This window comes from Nitratireductor sp. B36 (assembly GCF_020833685.1).
Lineage (GTDB): Bacteria > Pseudomonadota > Alphaproteobacteria > Rhizobiales > Rhizobiaceae > Nitratireductor.
In genome coordinates this window covers 520337-535622 of sequence record NZ_JACKZY010000002.1, presented here as the reverse complement: position 1 = coordinate 535622, position 15286 = coordinate 520337, and the positions used below count along the sequence as shown (strand labels likewise).

The following is a 15286-nucleotide window of genomic DNA, read 5'->3' as shown; positions in this document are numbered from 1 at the left end:
TCTCTCGTTTTCCAAGGGATTCGGGGAGACACCAGGGGCATGAGCATCCTCTCCACCGTTCGCCGCAATGGCGCGCGTGTTTACATAGGCGTTCAAGCGCTTCTGATTACAGCAACGGCACTCGTCGCCGTGGCCTATTTCATCGTGCCACGCGAAAGTGGCGTGCCGAATTGGCTGTTGCTCACCTGTTTCGTACTCAGCGCGACCGGCCTGGGTTTGCTTGAATACCTGAAACGCACCGTGACCGACCAACTCAAGGATGCCGTACGCATTGAAGCCGAGCGGACACGGCTTACTGAAAATGATCTTCTCACGGGCGCGCTCACCCGCGGGCGTTTCCTCGATGAACTCAGCGCCAGCATCGGCACGCTTTCAAAGCCGCGCCGCATCATGCTGCTGCTCGTCGACCTCGATCATTTCAAACAGCTCAATGACGGATTCGGTCACCAGTTTGGCGACCAGGCGCTCGCCCATCTGGTTGCCTGCGCGAAACACTGTTTCCCCGATTGCACGATCGGTCGGTTGGGCGGGGACGAATTCGCCATCCTCATGTACGGAAATGACCTCGATCGTTGCCGCTCCCGGGCCGAAAAATTGCTTTCAATGCTTCAGCAGGGGCGCGTGTGCGAAGGACATCAGATACCGCTTGGCGCCTCGATCGGCATTGCCATAGCACCCGAACATGCCAGCAGCCCGAAAGAGCTTCCGTTGCTCGCGGATCTCGCGCTGTATGAAAGCAAGGGAGCCGGACGGGGGCGTATAACCGTGTTTGATCCCGACATGCTCTCGGAGAAGCGCCAGCGTCGCTTTATGGAGCGCGAATTGCGCGCCGCAATCTATCTGAACGAGCTCGAACTTCACTATCAGCCGCTGACCGATGCCGAGCGCAACTGCACGGCCCTGGAGGGTCTGGTGCGCTGGCGTCATCCTGTGCGCGGCATGATCTCACCGGCCGAATTCATCCCTGTTGCCGAGAGATCGAACCTGATCGACATGGTCGGCGAATGGGTGTTCCGCCGCGCCTGCCTCGATCTTGACCGTTTGTCATGTGAGCGCATCAGCATCAATGTCTCGGGAGAACAGCTCAAGCGTGATGGCCTGGTGCACATGCTGGATCGCGTTCTGCAAGAGACCGGCAAGGCGGCCAACCGTTTCGTTCTCGAGATCACTGAGACCGTCGCCACGGCGGCTACACCCGAAATCATCGCCCGTATCGAACGGTTGCGCGCAATGGGGTTCCACATCGCACTTGACGACTTTGGAACAGGCCATTGCGGCTTCAACTATATCAAGACGTTGCCGATCGACTCGATCAAGATCGACCGCAGCTACATCCGAAACCTCGGACATGATCGTATCGCACAGGTCTTCGTCTCGGCATTGACGCAGATCGCGCGCATTCAAGGGCTAACAATCGTTGCTGAGGGAATCGAGACCGAGACGGAGTTCGAGCTCGCACGCGCTGCCGGCTGCAATCGGTTCCAGGGCTATTTCCTCGGGCGCCCTCAGCCCGCTCCCATGGTCCGGCACAAGAGTGAGCATCTCGAACCCCTGGCGTTGAGCGCTTGAGAACCCCTTGCCCAAAACCCAAAGCCGTGTGACCATATTCTACGGGAAACGTTGGCGCACCGGCATGTGAGTGCCGCAAACGGGTTCTTCAAGGGCGGAGAATGCTCCGGATCACCGTCTACGCGCTACGACCGCGCGACGGCCGCACAGGCCGGCCGCCGCTCATGAAACGTGTGCAAGTAAACGCGTGTGAGGAGGCCGCCGACCATGGGAAAACGCTCGGGAGAGAGAAGTCGCGGACCGAAGTGCATCGCCATTGTCGGTCCGTTTGCGAGTGGCAAGACAACATTGCTTGAAGCCATTCTGGAGCGCACCGGCGCCATAACCAAGCAGGCCAGCACTGGCTCCGGAACCGTGGGTGATCACTCCGCTGAAGCCAAGGCCCATCAGATGAGTGTCGAGGCTTGTGTCGCCACCACCAGTTTCCTTGATGAAAGCATGACTTTCGTGGATTGTCCCGGATCGGTTGAATTTGCCTTTGAGGCGGATCCGGTTCTCGCTGCAGCCGACATCGCCATCGTCGTCACCGAACCCGACGAGAAAAAAATCCCCGCCCTGCAGCTCGCCCTCCATCGGCTCGACGAGCTCGGCATTCCGCGCATGATCTTCCTGAACAAGATCGAGCATGCCACCATGGGCGTGCGCGATATGCTCAAGATGTTGCAGCCAACCAGCGAGACCCCGCTGCTTCTGCGCCAGATTCCCTTGCGCAAGGACGGCATCGTCATCGGATCGATCGATCTGGCCCTGGAACGCGCCTATATCTACCGGGAACACGCAAGTAGCGAGATCGCACCCATCTCTGACGATGACAGGGCACGCGAGGTTGAAGCGCGGTTCTCGATGCTTGAAACGTTGGCGGATCACGATGACAGGTTGATGGAGCAACTGCTCGAGGAGATAGAGCCACCCCGTGATGCGATTTTCGACGACCTGGCGGCCGATCTGCGCGATGGGGCCGTAACACCGGTGCTGATCGGCTCAGCAGAAAAAGGCAATGGGATATTGCGGCTTCTGAAGGCAATTCGCCACGATGCGCCAGATGTTGAAGCGACAAGAAGGCGGCTAGGTCTGGACGCATCTGGTGAGCCAGTCCTCCAGGTGTTGAAAACAATCCACACACCGCATGGAGGCAAGCTGTCCGTCTCACGTGTGCTTTCCGGCTCGGTCAGCGATGGCATGGAACTGCGCAGCAGCCAGACTATCGACAAGGTTTCCGGCCTGTACACGCTTCTCGGGCGAGAACAATCCAAAGTCACGAATGCGGGGACCGGCGAAACAGTGGCACTGGGCAAGCTTGAGGGGGTAAAGACGGGGGACACGCTGACCTCAGCCAAGACACCGCAGCCGCCGCTCCTCACACTGGAGAATCCTCAGCCTGTTTATTCGGTGGCGGTACATCCAAGCGAGCGCAAAGACGAAGCAAAGCTCTCGATCGCCTTGCAGAAGCTCATGGAAGAAGACCCCTCGCTCGGCCTTGAACAGAGGCAGGAGACCGGAGAAACCGTTCTGTGCGGGCAGGGCGAAATGCATCTGCGCGTCACCCGCGAGCGCCTGGAAGGCAAATACCAGATCCCTGTGGACACCACCGTGCCGAGCGTTGCCTATCGCGAAACGATCCGCAAGAGCACCACGAAACGCGGCCGGCACAAGAAGCAATCGGGCGGTCACGGCCAGTTCGGCGATGTTGTGCTCGAGATACGCCCCCTGCCCCGCGGCTCCGGTTTCGAGTTCACCGACACGATCACCGGAGGCGTCGTTCCGAAGCAATACATACCCTCGGTCGAAACGGGTGTTCGCGACTATCTCAAATCCGGTCCGCTCGGGTTTCCGGTCATAGATCTCGCCGTCAACCTCTCGGACGGTTCCTACCATTCGGTGGATTCCTCAGACATGGCGTTCCAGCTTGCCGGGCGACTTGCCATGAAGGAAGGACTTGCCGAGTGCTCATCTGTTCTCCTCGAGCCCGTCCTCAAGGTCGAGGTTTACACCCCCTCAGATGCCACTGCCCGCATCACCGCCATTCTGTCACAACGGCGCGGGCAGATTCTTGGCTTCGACGCACGCCCCGGCTGGACAGGTTGGGACATTGTCGAGGCGACGATCCCCGCGTCCGAAACAGACGATCTGATCATCGAGTTGCGTTCCGCCACGGCGGGTGTCGCCAGCTATCGCGCCACGTTTGATCACATGGCTGAACTGACCGGGCGCTTGGCGGATGCGGCGATGAGCGCGCAGGGCAAGGCGGCTTGATGGGAGCATCAATCTGAAAGATCGCCACGCAATCGTGAAGGACCGTGATTTTGAACCGCTGGCCAGCGGTTTTACCAAAGGTGATGCTATCAGGAACTCGCCGGAGAAAGCTATGCCCACGATCTTCCGCCGCCCGCGCTGGGCATTAGCTGAAAGCATGGCGACGCCCGAATGCGTTTTCGCCAATCGCCGTGCGGTGCTCGCGGCACTTGGTCTGGGGGCGATTGCGGGTCCAGGCTTGCTGTCCCGGCCGGCAAAAGCGCAGGCAGACGAAGACGCCGCGTCGCGAACCGCATCCCTTTACCCAGCGGAGCGGAACGAAGCCTACCGGATCGAACGCCCGCTCACCCCGGAGAATGTGAGCAGCGCCTACAACAATTTCTACGAATTCGGATCGCACAAGCAGATCGCGCGCGCGGCTCAGGCGCTCTCGACTCACCCCTGGGACATCGAGATTGATGGTCTGGTGGAAAAGCCCGGCACCATTGCCTTCGAGGATTTGATAAAGCGTATGCCACTGGAAGAGCGCCTCTACCGGCATCGTTGCGTCGAAGCCTGGTCTATGACAGTGCCGTGGACCGGCTTTCCGCTTTCCGCTCTTCTGGCGATGGCGAATCCGCTTTCGTCCGCGCGCTATGTCCGCTTTGAAACCTTCAATGATCCCTCCGTCGCCGGGGGCCAGAAGCAGGTGTGGTATCCTTGGCCCTATGTCGAAGGCGTGACCATCGAAGAGGCTTCGAACGACCTCGCCTTCCTCGTCACCGGCGCGTACGGTAAACCCTTGGCCAAGCAATTCGGCGCGCCTCTGCGTCTGGCTCTGCCATGGAAGTACGGCTTCAAATCCATCAAATCCATCCGACGCATCTCTTTCACAGAAAAAAGGCCGGTGAGTTTTTGGGAGGAGATCGCAGCCAGTGAATACGGCTTCTGGGCAAATGTGAATCCTGACGTGCCCCACCCGCGCTGGAGTCAGGCCGAGGAGCAGGTACTGCATACGGGCGAGCGCATACCGACGCAGCTCTTCAACGGTTATGCTGAGGAGGTCGCCAGCCTCTATAGTGGGTTGGAAAACGAAACGCTCTTTCGCTGACTTTCACCAGAGCAACCCGCTCAGCACCATAGCCTGGAATGACATAAAGCTCTGGCAGATAAAAAAAGAGCCGGATCACGGAGATCCGGCTTTAGTCATTGGAAGTGCCATATAGGCGAAACCTCCAGAGGGGAACACTCGCGGGGGCAAATGGGAGGAGAACGCCCCCGGGAGTGCTTCTCATATGGGCAATGACAGCCTAAATAACAACCACATGTTTTTGCAATTCACCCATGCAATTTTGCATAACGCCCCGTATTTCTTGGGAAATACTGCGTCAAAATGCCCAATGCCTTGATTTTGAGATGAGGAAATCCCGGAAAGCGTGAAGCTTTGCCTGATTTTTCATCACGTTCGGGTAGCAAAAATAGGTGTCGAATGACGGCACGGCGGTTTCCGGCAGAAGCTGCACCAGATCATTGCTCTTGCCCACCACATAATCAGGCAGCATGGCGATGCCGGCCCCGCGCTGCACCGCCAGCTTGATCGACAGGATGTTGTTGATCTGCAGCGCCGTCTGGCGTTTCTGCCCTTCCGGTCTGCCGGCTGTTTCCAGCCAGTTCATATCGCTGAGATGCGGCGGCACCGCCTCGCCGAATGTCACGATCCGATGTTTGTCCAGATCGGCAATGGACGACGGTTTTCCATGCTTGTTCACGTAGGAAGGCGACGCAAAGAGATGAAAATGCACAGTAAACAGCTTGCGCTGGATCAGATCCGGCTGCTGCGGCTGGCGCATCCGAATCGCGCAATCAGCCTGCCGCATGGTCAGGTCGAGCTCCTCATTGTCGAGAATGAGTTGCAATTCTATGTCCGGGTAGAGCTCGATGAACTCCGGCAACCGCTCTGTCAGCCAGCCCGTGCCGAGCCCCACCGTGGTGGAAACCTTCAACAGACCGGACGGACGGTCCTTCGCCTCGGTCAGCCGCACGCGCACGCTTTCCAGCTGCATCAGCACGTCATGAGCGGTGCGATAAAGCATCTCGCCCTGCTCCGTCAGCACCAGCCCGCGAGCGTGCCGATGGAAAAGCGGCACCCCCACTTCGAGTTCGAGCGCACTCACCTGGCGTGAAATGGCCGACTGCGAAAGATGCAGCGTTTCAGCGGCGTGCGTAAACGAGCCAGCCTCTGCGGCGGCGTGAAAAACCCTGAGCTTGTCCCAGTCCAACGCCTCGTTCTCCTCTGTCAGGCGCTTGTACCGTCATGGGCGTTGCCGCCCGTTCCTGTCGCTGCGTCGTTCCCGTCTATTCGGCAGCTTCTTTTTTTGTCTCCATGGCTGCCAGATACTTCTCTGCTTCCAGCGCCGCCATGCAGCCGAGCCCCGCTGCCGTCACGGCCTGGCGATAGATGTCGTCTGCCACATCACCTGCAGCAAACACCCCCGGAACATCCGTTTGCGTGGTGCCGGGCTGCGTCCACAGATAGCCATTGGGCTTCTGCTTGAGCTTGCCTTCAAATAACTCGACCGCGGGTGCATGGCCGATCGCCACGAAAACACCATCCACGGCGAGGTCGGACACCGCCCCCGAATGCACGTTCTTCACGCGCACGCCCGATGCAGATGCGGGCATGGGCGGTTTTGCGGGCGTCCCGGTGATCTCTTCCACCACGGTATCCCACATGATCGTTACATTCTCCTTGGCCATCAGGCGTTCCTGAAGAATGCGTTCCGAACGCAGTTCGTCGCGGCGATGGATAAGCGTCACCGACTTTGCGAGATTCGACAGGTAAAGCGCCTCCTCCACAGCCGTGTTGCCGCCGCCCACGACGGCAACATCCTTGCCACGATAGAAGAACCCGTCACAGGTCGCGCAGGCCGAGACGCCAAAACCCATAAAGGTCTGCTCGGAAGGCAGGCCAAGCCACTTCGCCTTGGCGCCGGTGGCGATGATCAGCGCATCGCAGCTGTACTCCGTGCCGGAATCGCCCTTGAGCACAAAGGGGCGCGACGACAGGTCGACATCGACGATGAGGTCATTGGCGATCTCCGCGCCCACATTCTCCGCCTGGCCACGCATCTGCTCCATCAGCCACGGTCCCTGGATCGGATCGGCAAAGCCCGGATAGTTCTCCACATCGGTGGTGATCATGAGCTGTCCGCCCTGTTCCAGACCACCCACAAGAAGAGGCTTCAGCATGGCGCGCGCCGCATAGATCGCCGCCGTGTATCCGGCCGGACCCGAGCCGATGATAAGGACGGGCGCGTGACGACGTGACATGGATGAAATCCTTTCTTCCTAAAAGCACCGCGGGCATGTTCCCACCCCATCGGGCATTCTTGACTTGTAAGCGCGTTGGAACCACCAGCGGGCAGAAAACGCGAAACCGAACAGCAGACCCCCGGCATCACCCCTGGGCCACCATCCAAAACAATCCGGTGACATGATCTAAGTATTCACCACCGCAAAGTGCAAGGCGAGGAACAGGTTTCCAACAGCTACCGAATGCCGCTGCCCCGCATTTGCGCGTTCGCGAGGGCTCCAAACACGGTGGATAGTCCACCTTGCCGGTGAATGCATTGCTTGGCTTGGCAGGACGCTTGCCCTAATTTCGGTCTGCGCGCATGAAAGATTCTCGCGTGTTTAGAGCAGAAATGGGAAACACTATGCCGCTACAGGCCGATCTTGACGCAATCGACTGGAAAATTCTGCGCGAGCTTCAGGCCGATGGCAAGATGACCAATGTCGAGCTTTCGCGCCGCGTCGGCATTTCCGCCCCACCCTGCCTCCGGCGTGTCAAGCGGCTGGAGGAAGGCGGCATCATCAAGGGCTACCGTGCCCTGCTCAATTCCCCGGCACTTGGCTATGATGTGGTCGCCTTCTGCCTGATCGGGCTCCACTATCAGTCGGAGACCGAGCTGAAGACTTTCGCTCAGCGAACGCTGAAATGGCCCATCGTACGCCGCGCCTGGATGGTCTCCGGCGATTCCGATTTCATGCTGCATTGCGTGGCAACGGATCTGACCACCTTCCAGACTTTTGTCATTGAAGAGCTGACCTCCGCGCCCAATGTAGACACGGTCCGCACCGCACTCACCATCCGCCAGGTGAAGGACGAAGGCCTGGTGGCGATCGACTAGGCCATAGATAAGCCCTTTTCTTGCCGTACCGTCCCCAGCAGCAGGATGGGGACACTCCAATGAAGATCGCCGCCCTTTCGTTTCAATATCCCACCGGGATTCTTGCCAATATCGGTGATTGGATTCAGACACTGGCGGTCGAACAGCATCTACCCAAAGTCGATTTCTATCTGGATCGTGATTCTCTAAACACTTATGACGGCGATGAGTGTATGCTTGTCATGAATGGATGGTTCAGCCACCGCCCTCAGGCATGGCCGCCCAGCGAAAAAATCACTCCGATCTTTCACGGGTTCCACATCACCCCTGGGGCGGCAGAATACTACCGGAAACACTTAGATTACTTCAAAAAACACGCTCCGATCGGTTGCCGCGATCAAAGCACTTTGGAGATCATTCAAAGTTGGGGTGTGGAGGCGTATCTTTCTTACTGTACAACGCTCACTTTCCCGACCCGCACACAGGAGCCCGAGGAAGAGCTTGTTGTTCTCGTGGATGCTCCCAAACCCGCACACCGAGTAAAACGCTGGAAAAGCAAACTTGCCATCCAGCATGAGGTGGCCCCGGTCACTTCGCCTGTTCAACGGGCATTCGCGAAAGACCTCCTCGCCTTGTACAGAGACACGGCCAGTCTGGTTGTCACGTCCCGCATACATGCAGCCATGCCCTGCATGGCAATGGGTATTCCGACGCTCTATATGCCCAAGAAGCCAGACGGGCGAACCAACATCATCAACGAATTCGGCGCCCCAACGACCCAAGCATTTGAGAACGGCCTTCGAGAGTTATTCGGCTTCCGAGAGAAAAAGATATTCACAAAAAACAAAGTTAGCGAAAAATTCAAAAACCAGATTTCAACAAGCCTGAAATCAAGAGTAGAAAAAGCAATTAGATGAAAATCAACACTCTTTGGATCGGAGGAAACCTTGGCGAGATAGAGGTTCTTTCCGCAAAGAGCTTTGTCGACGCCGGACACGATGTTAATCTCTATTCATTCGAAGAGATAAAAAACACCCCACCAGGCGTGCAAAATCTGGACGCTGATAAAATACTTTCCCGTTTGGAAGTCGATCGGCTACGCCATAGAAAAACGGGGTCCTACGCGCTCGCATCTGACTACTTTCGTTTCCTACTGCAAAAAGAGGAGCGTGGTGCATGGGCGGATTTGGACATGATCTGCCTCAGACCAGTGAGCTTTGAAAAAGACATCGTTTTCGGACGAGAAAGCGCCACTTACATCAATGGCGCCCTCCTCTACGCAAAACCGGATCACCCAGTTATTGAAGAGGTCCTTTCTTTCTTTAACCGGGATGCGATCCCGCCGTGGACGCGCGGTCGTGACGCCAATCGCCTTCGCTTGAAATCTTGGTTCCTCGGGAAGAAGATCGAACCCGCAACCCTTCCCTGGGGAACATTTGGCCCAAAGGCTATTACTTATCTCGCGAAGAAACACGGTGTTTTTGATCTGGCAGAGCCAGAAGAGGTCTTCTACCCACTGAACTTCAAGGACGCCCCTCTGCTCTACGATAGCCGAAAAAGCCTCGCAGAAATTTGCACGGAGAAGACCAGAACCATTCACCTGTGGAATGAAGTTCTCAGAAGTGCCGGCTTGAAAGGCACCCGACCGCCAAAGGGTTCTCCTCTTGCGGAACTCATGCATCGTTTCGGCATCTAAGAAAGGTGAGCAGCGCGGCGCTTACCACTATTTGAAGTGCACACGAACCCACATGTTCTCGGTGGTTATATAAGTCCAGACGTTGGCAAAAAAGCGTGCGATTTTCTTCCTGGAGCGTCCAATCTCACGAAGGATCTTTTTCCCAACACCTCTCGGCTTCCCGGTAGATTGGACCGAGTAACGTTCATCCAGCAATGAACTTCCGAGCAATTTATCCTTTCGAAGAAATACTTCCTGGATAGCAGGCGCGGGAACCATCTGGTATTTTTCCAGAGCACCGGTTGCCGGCTCTTCAGAACTATAAAGGAATTGATCGAGCGGGTCGCAAAACTCGGTGGTTTCACGAAGCAGCCTGACGGCGGCATCTCGGGAAACGACATATGCACCCGAGCCAGCATGTGCCAAGCGCAAAGGATGCACCTTACGACCGGCCACCGTGGAAACTGCCGCCTTGGCGATCAGCGTCTTCGGCCGACACGCCTCCAGTCGCACAACCCCTGCGTCCGCGGGTATCCAGCTTGCATCACCAAAAATGGCCGATGCGTTCTCCCCAAGGAAAATGTCATCCTCACAGATGATCGTGTAGGCATCTTCACTCTGAGCCGCGATCTCCCAGCATTTCCGATGAGAGAGAAAACAGGCTATTTCACCTGCGCCCAACTCGTAAAATCGAGGTTTTCCAGTGCGCCCGGCCTTCAGGTCCTCCGGTGAGAGGAGCTTGGCATCGACCGCCTTCACCACCGTGAAGTCGAGCCCCTGTTCACCAAACACCTTGCGCATATGCGCAAGCCGGGCCGTTTCACGTTCCAGATTGATGACCAGCGTCTTCATCACCGCTTCACCTCGGGCGCCTGCCAGGCACGAGAATATTTTCGCACCTCGCTCCGATAAACGAAACGCTTCCATTCTCTGCAAAGTCGTTCGCCTGCGCTGCGCTTCACCTTGCCCGACACACTGACCGTGCTGCCTCCGATCTGGGCTGATTGATCACTGATCCCTGAGGGCACCACGCAACAGGGTGCGATCCCTGTCACCCAGCGCATCTGCAGAAACGTGTCGACCGGCCGGTCGAAACGCTCACTCAGGACAAGCAGATGCTCAGCCGCCTCGCGTGTCACAAGCTGTGCCACCGTGCCGAGCTGCGAAACCTCCGGCGCCACGAGGCGAACATCGTCCTCCCCTGCCACCTCCCGCACCCTGCCCCGAACAGGGCTGATGCGAAACTGCACATATGCCTTTCCCGTGCAGCCCCGCTTGGCAAGCGCGAGACACCTTCGGAAAAGCGGCATTTGGAGAGCCACATCGTCCTCGATGATAAGCCCCGCATCGAGCCCACGCTCCACGATCATGCGCCACACCTTGCGGTGAGACAGAAAACAGGCGATCTCGGATTGCTTCAGCACAAAGGGATAAACCGGCTGATGCAGTCCCTTCACATAGTGCCGCCCGATCTCCTCGTCGCCGAGTTCCTGACCATCGACGGCGTCCACCACATGGCTTGCGACAGGCAACGTCGCCAACAGATGCTCCACCTGTGAACGACGCGCCGTAGCGCGCTTCAGGTGAACGATGAATCCTTCGATCTTCACGTACTGGCCTCATGCCAAAGGTCTTCGTAGAGGGCATTGAGCGCATTCGCTTCACCCTCCAGCGGAAAACGCGAGCGCGCATGCTGAAGCGCCGCGCTTGCCGCCACACTGCGCCGCTTTTCATCATCCATGTAGCACGCCGCAGCGGCAATCATCGCATCAAGATCGTCAACCGGCACCAGAATACCTGCCCCGCTGCCCTCCAGTTGCTCCGAAAAAGCCCCCACATCCGTAGCGACAACCGGAACTCCTGAGGCCATAGCCTCAAGCGGGGTCAGTCCAAAACCTTCCCAGCGCTGCGGCGCCATAAACAGTGAAAGTGCCTGATACCAGGCTGGAATTTGCGGACGCGTGCCCACAAAATGCACTCGGTCTGCGAGCCCGGCTGCGCGAACGCGCTCCCTCAGCTCCCGCTCAAAACCAATATGCGGCCCGGTCGCCTGACCGGCGATGATCGCAGACCAGCCGGGACGATCCGGCAAAAGCGCGATCATCGCATCCACAAAGAGGTCGGTTCCTTTTTGGTGCCGTACGCGACCAAAACACCCGACATACCGTTTTTCATCCGGCAAACCCACCGCGACCGCCCCGGCCTCTGGGCTCAGCGCTGGCGAAAAACGGTGCGTGTCGATCCCATGCATGATCACACGGCTTTCAACCTTGAGGTAACCCGCAGATTTCCTGCTGGTGGCCACGACCCGGTCCATGCGACGGATCAGAAACTGGGTCCAACGCGTGTGCTCGCGCTGCGAAGCGGAGGTGAAAACGAGTTTCAGCGGCGCACGAAACACGTCCCGCAACACCACCCCAGCCAGCATCTCCGGATTGCGCCGCGCATGCCATATCCGAAAGGGTCGGTTCGCCGGCTTTCGCAGAAGCCCTGGCACCTGCCACCAGCGCAATTTGGGCAGCGTGTCGGGCAGTCCCGGCCCCAACGTCGCAATCGCAAGCGTCTTCGACTGTTCTGGAACAAGCTGCACGATGGTGCTGGTCACACCCGAAAGCCGCTTCTTGAAGTTGGGGGCCACCACGTCCACATCACGGACGCGGAGCCGCAGGCCGCTTTCGGGCGTTTTACCGGACATGATGGTCAGCCGTAGCGGATTTCCACCACTTCATAGCCGCGCGCGCCGCCTGGTGCGTTGACCTCGATGGAATCGCCCACCGCCTTGCCGATCAGTGCCCGCGCGATGGGCGAGGAAATGGAGATACGGCCCGCCTTCACATCGGCTTCCTGATCGCCGACGATCTGATAGGTCTTCTCCTCTTCCGTGTCTTCATCGACCAGCATCACCGTGGCACCGAATTTGATCGTGTCGCCGGAAAGCTTTGTGACGTCGATGACCTCGGCGCGCGCGATCAGATCTTCGAGTTCGCCAATGCGGCCTTCGTTGAGGCTCTGGGCCTCCTTGGCAGCGTGATACTCCGCATTCTCCGAAAGGTCGCCATGGGCGCGCGCCTCCGCGATCGCCTCAATGATGCGTGGCCGCTCTTCCTGCTGGCGCCAACGCAGCTCTTCCTTCAACGCCGCGGCTCCGGCAAGCGTCATAGGGACCTTGTTCATTTCATTCACCTTCCAGACATGAAGGCAGGAAGACCCCACACGCCTTACGCGAAGCGTCGTCCTGCCGCCGGTGCAGACATAAAAAGAAACGGTCCGAAAGCGTCTGCCTACGGAACCGTTTCGTATGACCTCTCCCAATATAACAAGCCGGTGACGATTTTCACGCAAATTTTTGCGCGTCCGTTCTTCCCCTCTTGTTGCGCCCCGTTGTCTCGCCTTGTTCGACAGCCCTCATAACCTATCTCAAGATGAAAGAGACAATGGGAGACCCGCTGATGCAAGACCAGATCCTTCGAACCGCCCTCGCCGCCGGTCTCCTTGCCTGCCCGGGCGCCGCCGCCGCCAAAACCTTCACCACCCAGGCAGTGACGGTCGAGGCCGAAACCCTTGTCCGTGGTCTCTCCAATCCCTGGGGGCTTGATTTTCTGCCCGATGGAAGCGCGCTCGTCACGGAACGCCCGGGCCAGTTGCGCCTTTTCTCCAACGGCTCTCTCTCTGCCCCAATCGCTGGCGTGCCCGAGGTCGCCGTTGTCGGCCAGGGTGGATTGCTCGATGTTGCCGTTTCGCCGGATTTCGCCGAGACAGGAACGATTTTTCTCTCTTTTTCAGAGCCTGGCGAGGGCGGAGCCGGCACAGCCATTGCCCGGGCCAAGCTTGTACGAAACGGCTCAGATGCGCGCCTTGAAGATGTCGCGACGATTTTTTCCATGAACCGCAAGTCTGGAGCAGGACAACATTTCGGCTCGCGCATCGTGCTCCATCCAGACGGTACCCTGTTCTTCACCATTGGCGACCGGGGAGAAGGCGATCGGGCACAGGATCCCACCGACCACGCCGGATCCGTGCTCAGGATCAACCCCGACGGGACCGTTCCCAAGGACAATCCTTTTGCCGGGAGCGCCGACACCGCGCCTGAAATCTGGTCTATGGGGCATCGCAACCCGCAAGGTGCCGTCTTTGACCCTGTAACCCGCGTGGTCTGGACGGTTGAGCATGGTGCCCGCGGCGGCGACGAAGTCAATCGCCCCGAAGCCGGAAAGAATTATGGCTGGCCGGTCATTTCCTACGGCGTCAACTACAGCGGCACGAAGATCGGCGTCGGCAACGAAGCGCCGGGATATGAACAGCCCGAATTCTATTGGGATCCGTCCATCGCACCGTCTGGCACTGCGGTCTATCAGGGCGAAATGTTTCCCGAATGGCAGGGGGATTTTCTGGTCGCGGCGCTGAAATACCACCTCGTCGCCCGACTTGATCGAGACGAAAATGGCAAAATCCTCGGTGAAGAGCGCCTTTTCAAGGGAGCCTTCGGGCGCATACGGGATGTCAATGTCGCACCTGACGGCTCGATATGGCTTTTGACAGACAAGCGTCGGGGCGAGATCATCCGCATCTTCCGTTCGGAGTGATGCATCGCCAGGCTGGCCCATAGGAGACATGTGGAGCGGCCCTTGTGCGGCAGGCGGCGGCTCCGTAAGACATGCGCAATTTCCTCATTCCGGGCAGGCGTATGACACGGGTTCAGGCCAATCTTGTATTGCTTCTTGCAGGCGCCATGTGGGGCATGGGCTTCGTCGCCCAGTCGACCGCGATGGATGCCATCGGCCCGTTCCTGTTCATCGGTCTGCGCTTTGCCATCGCCTGCCTCTCCATGCTGCCCTTCGCAATATGGGAATCCCGAGGCAGCACAAGGTCGTTGACCTTCACTGATAAGCGGAATTTCCTGCTTATTGGTTTGCTTCTGTTCGCTGGCATGGCAGCACAACAGGTCGGGCTTCTGACCACCAGCGTCACCAATTCCGGCTTTCTCACTGGCCTGTACGTTGTGATGGTGCCGTTTCTGGCCGTTCTTCTGTTCCGCCAATGGCCGCACCTCGTCGTCTGGCCGGCAGCCCTGTCTGCTCTCGCGGGCATCTGGTTGCTCTCAGGTGCAGGCAGCGTGGCATTGACCACCGGCGACTGGCTGACCATCCTTTGCGCACTCTTCTGGGCGCTTCAGGTGATCATGATCGGAAGAAGTGCTAGTCATACCGGCCGGCCTGTCACGCTATCCGTCAGCCAATTCGGCATCACCGCAGTCATAGCCCTCGCCATTGCGGGCCTTGTTGAGCCGGTCGACCTGTCCGCCATTCGCACCGCCCTGCCCGAAATCCTCTACGCCGGCATTTTCTCCGGTGGCATTGCCTTCACACTGCAGGTCATCGGCCAACGCTACACCACAGCCCCGCAAGCTGCGATTTTCCTCTCCACGGAAGCAGTCTTCGCCGCACTTTTCGGTGCGATCTTTCTCGGAGAACGGTTGCCGGCGCTCGGTCTCGCCGGCTGCGGTCTGATCTTTGCCGCGATCCTCGCAGTCGAAATCGTTCCGGCTCTGCGCAACAGGCAACGCAGCGTGGCCTGAACAGGAGCTCAACAATCCGTCGTGCTTTCCGCACGTTTTGCGTTATCATATCTCCGAAGTGCCGGA

At 58.3% G+C, this 15286-nt stretch carries 14 protein-coding genes; 8 read left to right on the top strand and 6 right to left on the bottom strand.

Annotated elements, in window-relative coordinates; all coding sequences use genetic code 11:
- Positions 1 to 39: 39 nt before the first annotated feature.
- The 3 genes from H7H48_RS09230 (at position 40) to msrP (ending at position 4912) form a co-directional block, all read left to right on the top strand.
- On the top strand, positions 40 to 1569 hold the full coding sequence (locus H7H48_RS09230) for a bifunctional diguanylate cyclase/phosphodiesterase (protein ID WP_229448759.1): 1530 nt from the start codon (positions 40 to 42) through the stop codon (positions 1567 to 1569).
- Positions 1570 to 1776: 207 nt separating this feature from the next.
- The gene (locus tag H7H48_RS09225; protein WP_229448758.1) at positions 1777 to 3822 is read left to right on the top strand and encodes an elongation factor G; all 2046 of its coding nucleotides are present in this window, start codon (positions 1777 to 1779) and stop codon (positions 3820 to 3822) included.
- A gap of 112 nt (positions 3823 to 3934) precedes the next feature.
- The gene (gene msrP / locus H7H48_RS09220) at positions 3935 to 4912 is read left to right on the top strand and encodes a protein-methionine-sulfoxide reductase catalytic subunit MsrP (protein WP_229449222.1); all 978 of its coding nucleotides are present in this window, start codon (positions 3935 to 3937) and stop codon (positions 4910 to 4912) included.
- A 277-nt stretch (positions 4913 to 5189) separates the two neighbouring features.
- Here the strand turns inward: msrP and H7H48_RS09215 are convergent, their stop codons facing one another.
- Positions 5190 to 6080 carry a LysR family transcriptional regulator gene (locus H7H48_RS09215; protein WP_223021186.1) on the bottom strand — a complete coding sequence of 297 codons (891 nt, stop codon included), beginning with the start codon at positions 6078 to 6080 and terminating at the stop codon, positions 5190 to 5192.
- Between the two features lie 76 nt (positions 6081 to 6156).
- Positions 6157 to 7131 carry a thioredoxin-disulfide reductase gene (gene trxB, locus H7H48_RS09210; RefSeq protein ID WP_229448757.1) on the bottom strand — a complete coding sequence of 325 codons (975 nt, stop codon included), beginning with the start codon at positions 7129 to 7131 and terminating at the stop codon, positions 6157 to 6159.
- Positions 7132 to 7517: 386 nt separating this feature from the next.
- On the opposite strand from trxB, the gene H7H48_RS09205 reads away from it, so the two are divergent.
- Genes H7H48_RS09205 through H7H48_RS09195 form a run of 3 tightly spaced genes read left to right on the top strand, consistent with a single transcriptional unit; the run spans position 7518 to position 9666 of the window.
- Positions 7518 to 7991: an Lrp/AsnC family transcriptional regulator gene (locus H7H48_RS09205; RefSeq protein WP_229448756.1), complete on the top strand. Its 474-nt coding sequence runs from the start codon at positions 7518 to 7520 to the stop codon at positions 7989 to 7991.
- A gap of 59 nt (positions 7992 to 8050) precedes the next feature.
- The gene (locus H7H48_RS09200; protein ID WP_229448755.1) at positions 8051 to 8887 is read left to right on the top strand and encodes a polysaccharide pyruvyl transferase family protein; all 837 of its coding nucleotides are present in this window, start codon (positions 8051 to 8053) and stop codon (positions 8885 to 8887) included.
- Positions 8884 to 9666, top strand: coding sequence for a hypothetical protein (locus H7H48_RS09195; RefSeq protein WP_229448754.1), 783 nt, complete (start codon positions 8884 to 8886; stop codon positions 9664 to 9666). The genes H7H48_RS09200 and H7H48_RS09195 overlap by 4 nt, the downstream gene beginning before the upstream one ends.
- A gap of 27 nt (positions 9667 to 9693) precedes the next feature.
- On the opposite strand, the gene H7H48_RS09190 is transcribed toward H7H48_RS09195, so the two are convergent.
- The 4 genes from H7H48_RS09190 to greA are packed head-to-tail and all read right to left on the bottom strand — an operon-like array spanning position 9694 to position 12819.
- Positions 9694 to 10497, bottom strand: coding sequence for a glycosyltransferase family 25 protein (locus H7H48_RS09190; RefSeq protein ID WP_229448753.1), 804 nt, complete (start codon positions 10495 to 10497; stop codon positions 9694 to 9696).
- On the bottom strand, positions 10497 to 11255 hold the full coding sequence (locus tag H7H48_RS09185; protein WP_229448752.1) for a glycosyltransferase family 25 protein: 759 nt from the start codon (positions 11253 to 11255) through the stop codon (positions 10497 to 10499). The genes H7H48_RS09190 and H7H48_RS09185 overlap by 1 nt, the downstream gene beginning before the upstream one ends.
- Entirely contained in the window at positions 11252 to 12340 is a 1089-nt protein-coding gene (locus H7H48_RS09180; protein ID WP_229448751.1) for a glycosyltransferase family 4 protein, read from the bottom strand. Before H7H48_RS09180 ends, H7H48_RS09185 begins: the two co-directional genes overlap by 4 nt.
- A gap of 5 nt (positions 12341 to 12345) precedes the next feature.
- The gene (gene greA / locus H7H48_RS09175) at positions 12346 to 12819 is read right to left on the bottom strand and encodes a transcription elongation factor GreA (protein WP_229448749.1); all 474 of its coding nucleotides are present in this window, start codon (positions 12817 to 12819) and stop codon (positions 12346 to 12348) included.
- Between the two features lie 275 nt (positions 12820 to 13094).
- On the opposite strand from greA, the gene H7H48_RS09170 reads away from it, so the two are divergent.
- Together H7H48_RS09170 and H7H48_RS09165 are read left to right on the top strand one after the other, a co-directional pair.
- Positions 13095 to 14228: a PQQ-dependent sugar dehydrogenase gene (locus H7H48_RS09170; protein WP_229448748.1), complete on the top strand. Its 1134-nt coding sequence runs from the start codon at positions 13095 to 13097 to the stop codon at positions 14226 to 14228.
- A 101-nt stretch (positions 14229 to 14329) separates the two neighbouring features.
- Positions 14330 to 15220, top strand: a complete 891-nt coding sequence (locus tag H7H48_RS09165) for a DMT family transporter (protein ID WP_229448747.1) — start codon at positions 14330 to 14332, stop codon at positions 15218 to 15220.
- Positions 15221 to 15286 lie beyond the last annotated feature (66 nt).

Bases quoted from the DNA above. Each gene is read 5' to 3' on its own strand.
- H7H48_RS09230 (WP_229448759.1), top strand. From the start codon at position 40: ATGAGCATCCTCTCCACCGTTCGCCGCAATGGCGCGCGTGTTTACATA.
- H7H48_RS09225 (WP_229448758.1), top strand. From the start codon at position 1,777: ATGGGAAAACGCTCGGGAGAGAGAAGTCGCGGACCGAAGTGCATCGCC.
- msrP (WP_229449222.1), top strand. From the start codon at position 3,935: ATGCCCACGATCTTCCGCCGCCCGCGCTGGGCATTAGCTGAAAGCATG.
- trxB (WP_229448757.1), bottom strand. From the start codon at position 7,131: ATGTCACGTCGTCACGCGCCCGTCCTTATCATCGGCTCGGGTCCGGCC.
- H7H48_RS09205 (WP_229448756.1), top strand. From the start codon at position 7,518: ATGCCGCTACAGGCCGATCTTGACGCAATCGACTGGAAAATTCTGCGC.
- H7H48_RS09200 (WP_229448755.1), top strand. From the start codon at position 8,051: ATGAAGATCGCCGCCCTTTCGTTTCAATATCCCACCGGGATTCTTGCC.
- H7H48_RS09195 (WP_229448754.1), top strand. From the start codon at position 8,884: ATGAAAATCAACACTCTTTGGATCGGAGGAAACCTTGGCGAGATAGAG.
- H7H48_RS09190 (WP_229448753.1), bottom strand. From the start codon at position 10,497: ATGAAGACGCTGGTCATCAATCTGGAACGTGAAACGGCCCGGCTTGCG.
- H7H48_RS09180 (WP_229448751.1), bottom strand. From the start codon at position 12,340: ATGTCCGGTAAAACGCCCGAAAGCGGCCTGCGGCTCCGCGTCCGTGAT.
- greA (WP_229448749.1), bottom strand. From the start codon at position 12,819: ATGAACAAGGTCCCTATGACGCTTGCCGGAGCCGCGGCGTTGAAGGAA.
- H7H48_RS09170 (WP_229448748.1), top strand. From the start codon at position 13,095: ATGCAAGACCAGATCCTTCGAACCGCCCTCGCCGCCGGTCTCCTTGCC.
- H7H48_RS09165 (WP_229448747.1), top strand. From the start codon at position 14,330: ATGACACGGGTTCAGGCCAATCTTGTATTGCTTCTTGCAGGCGCCATG.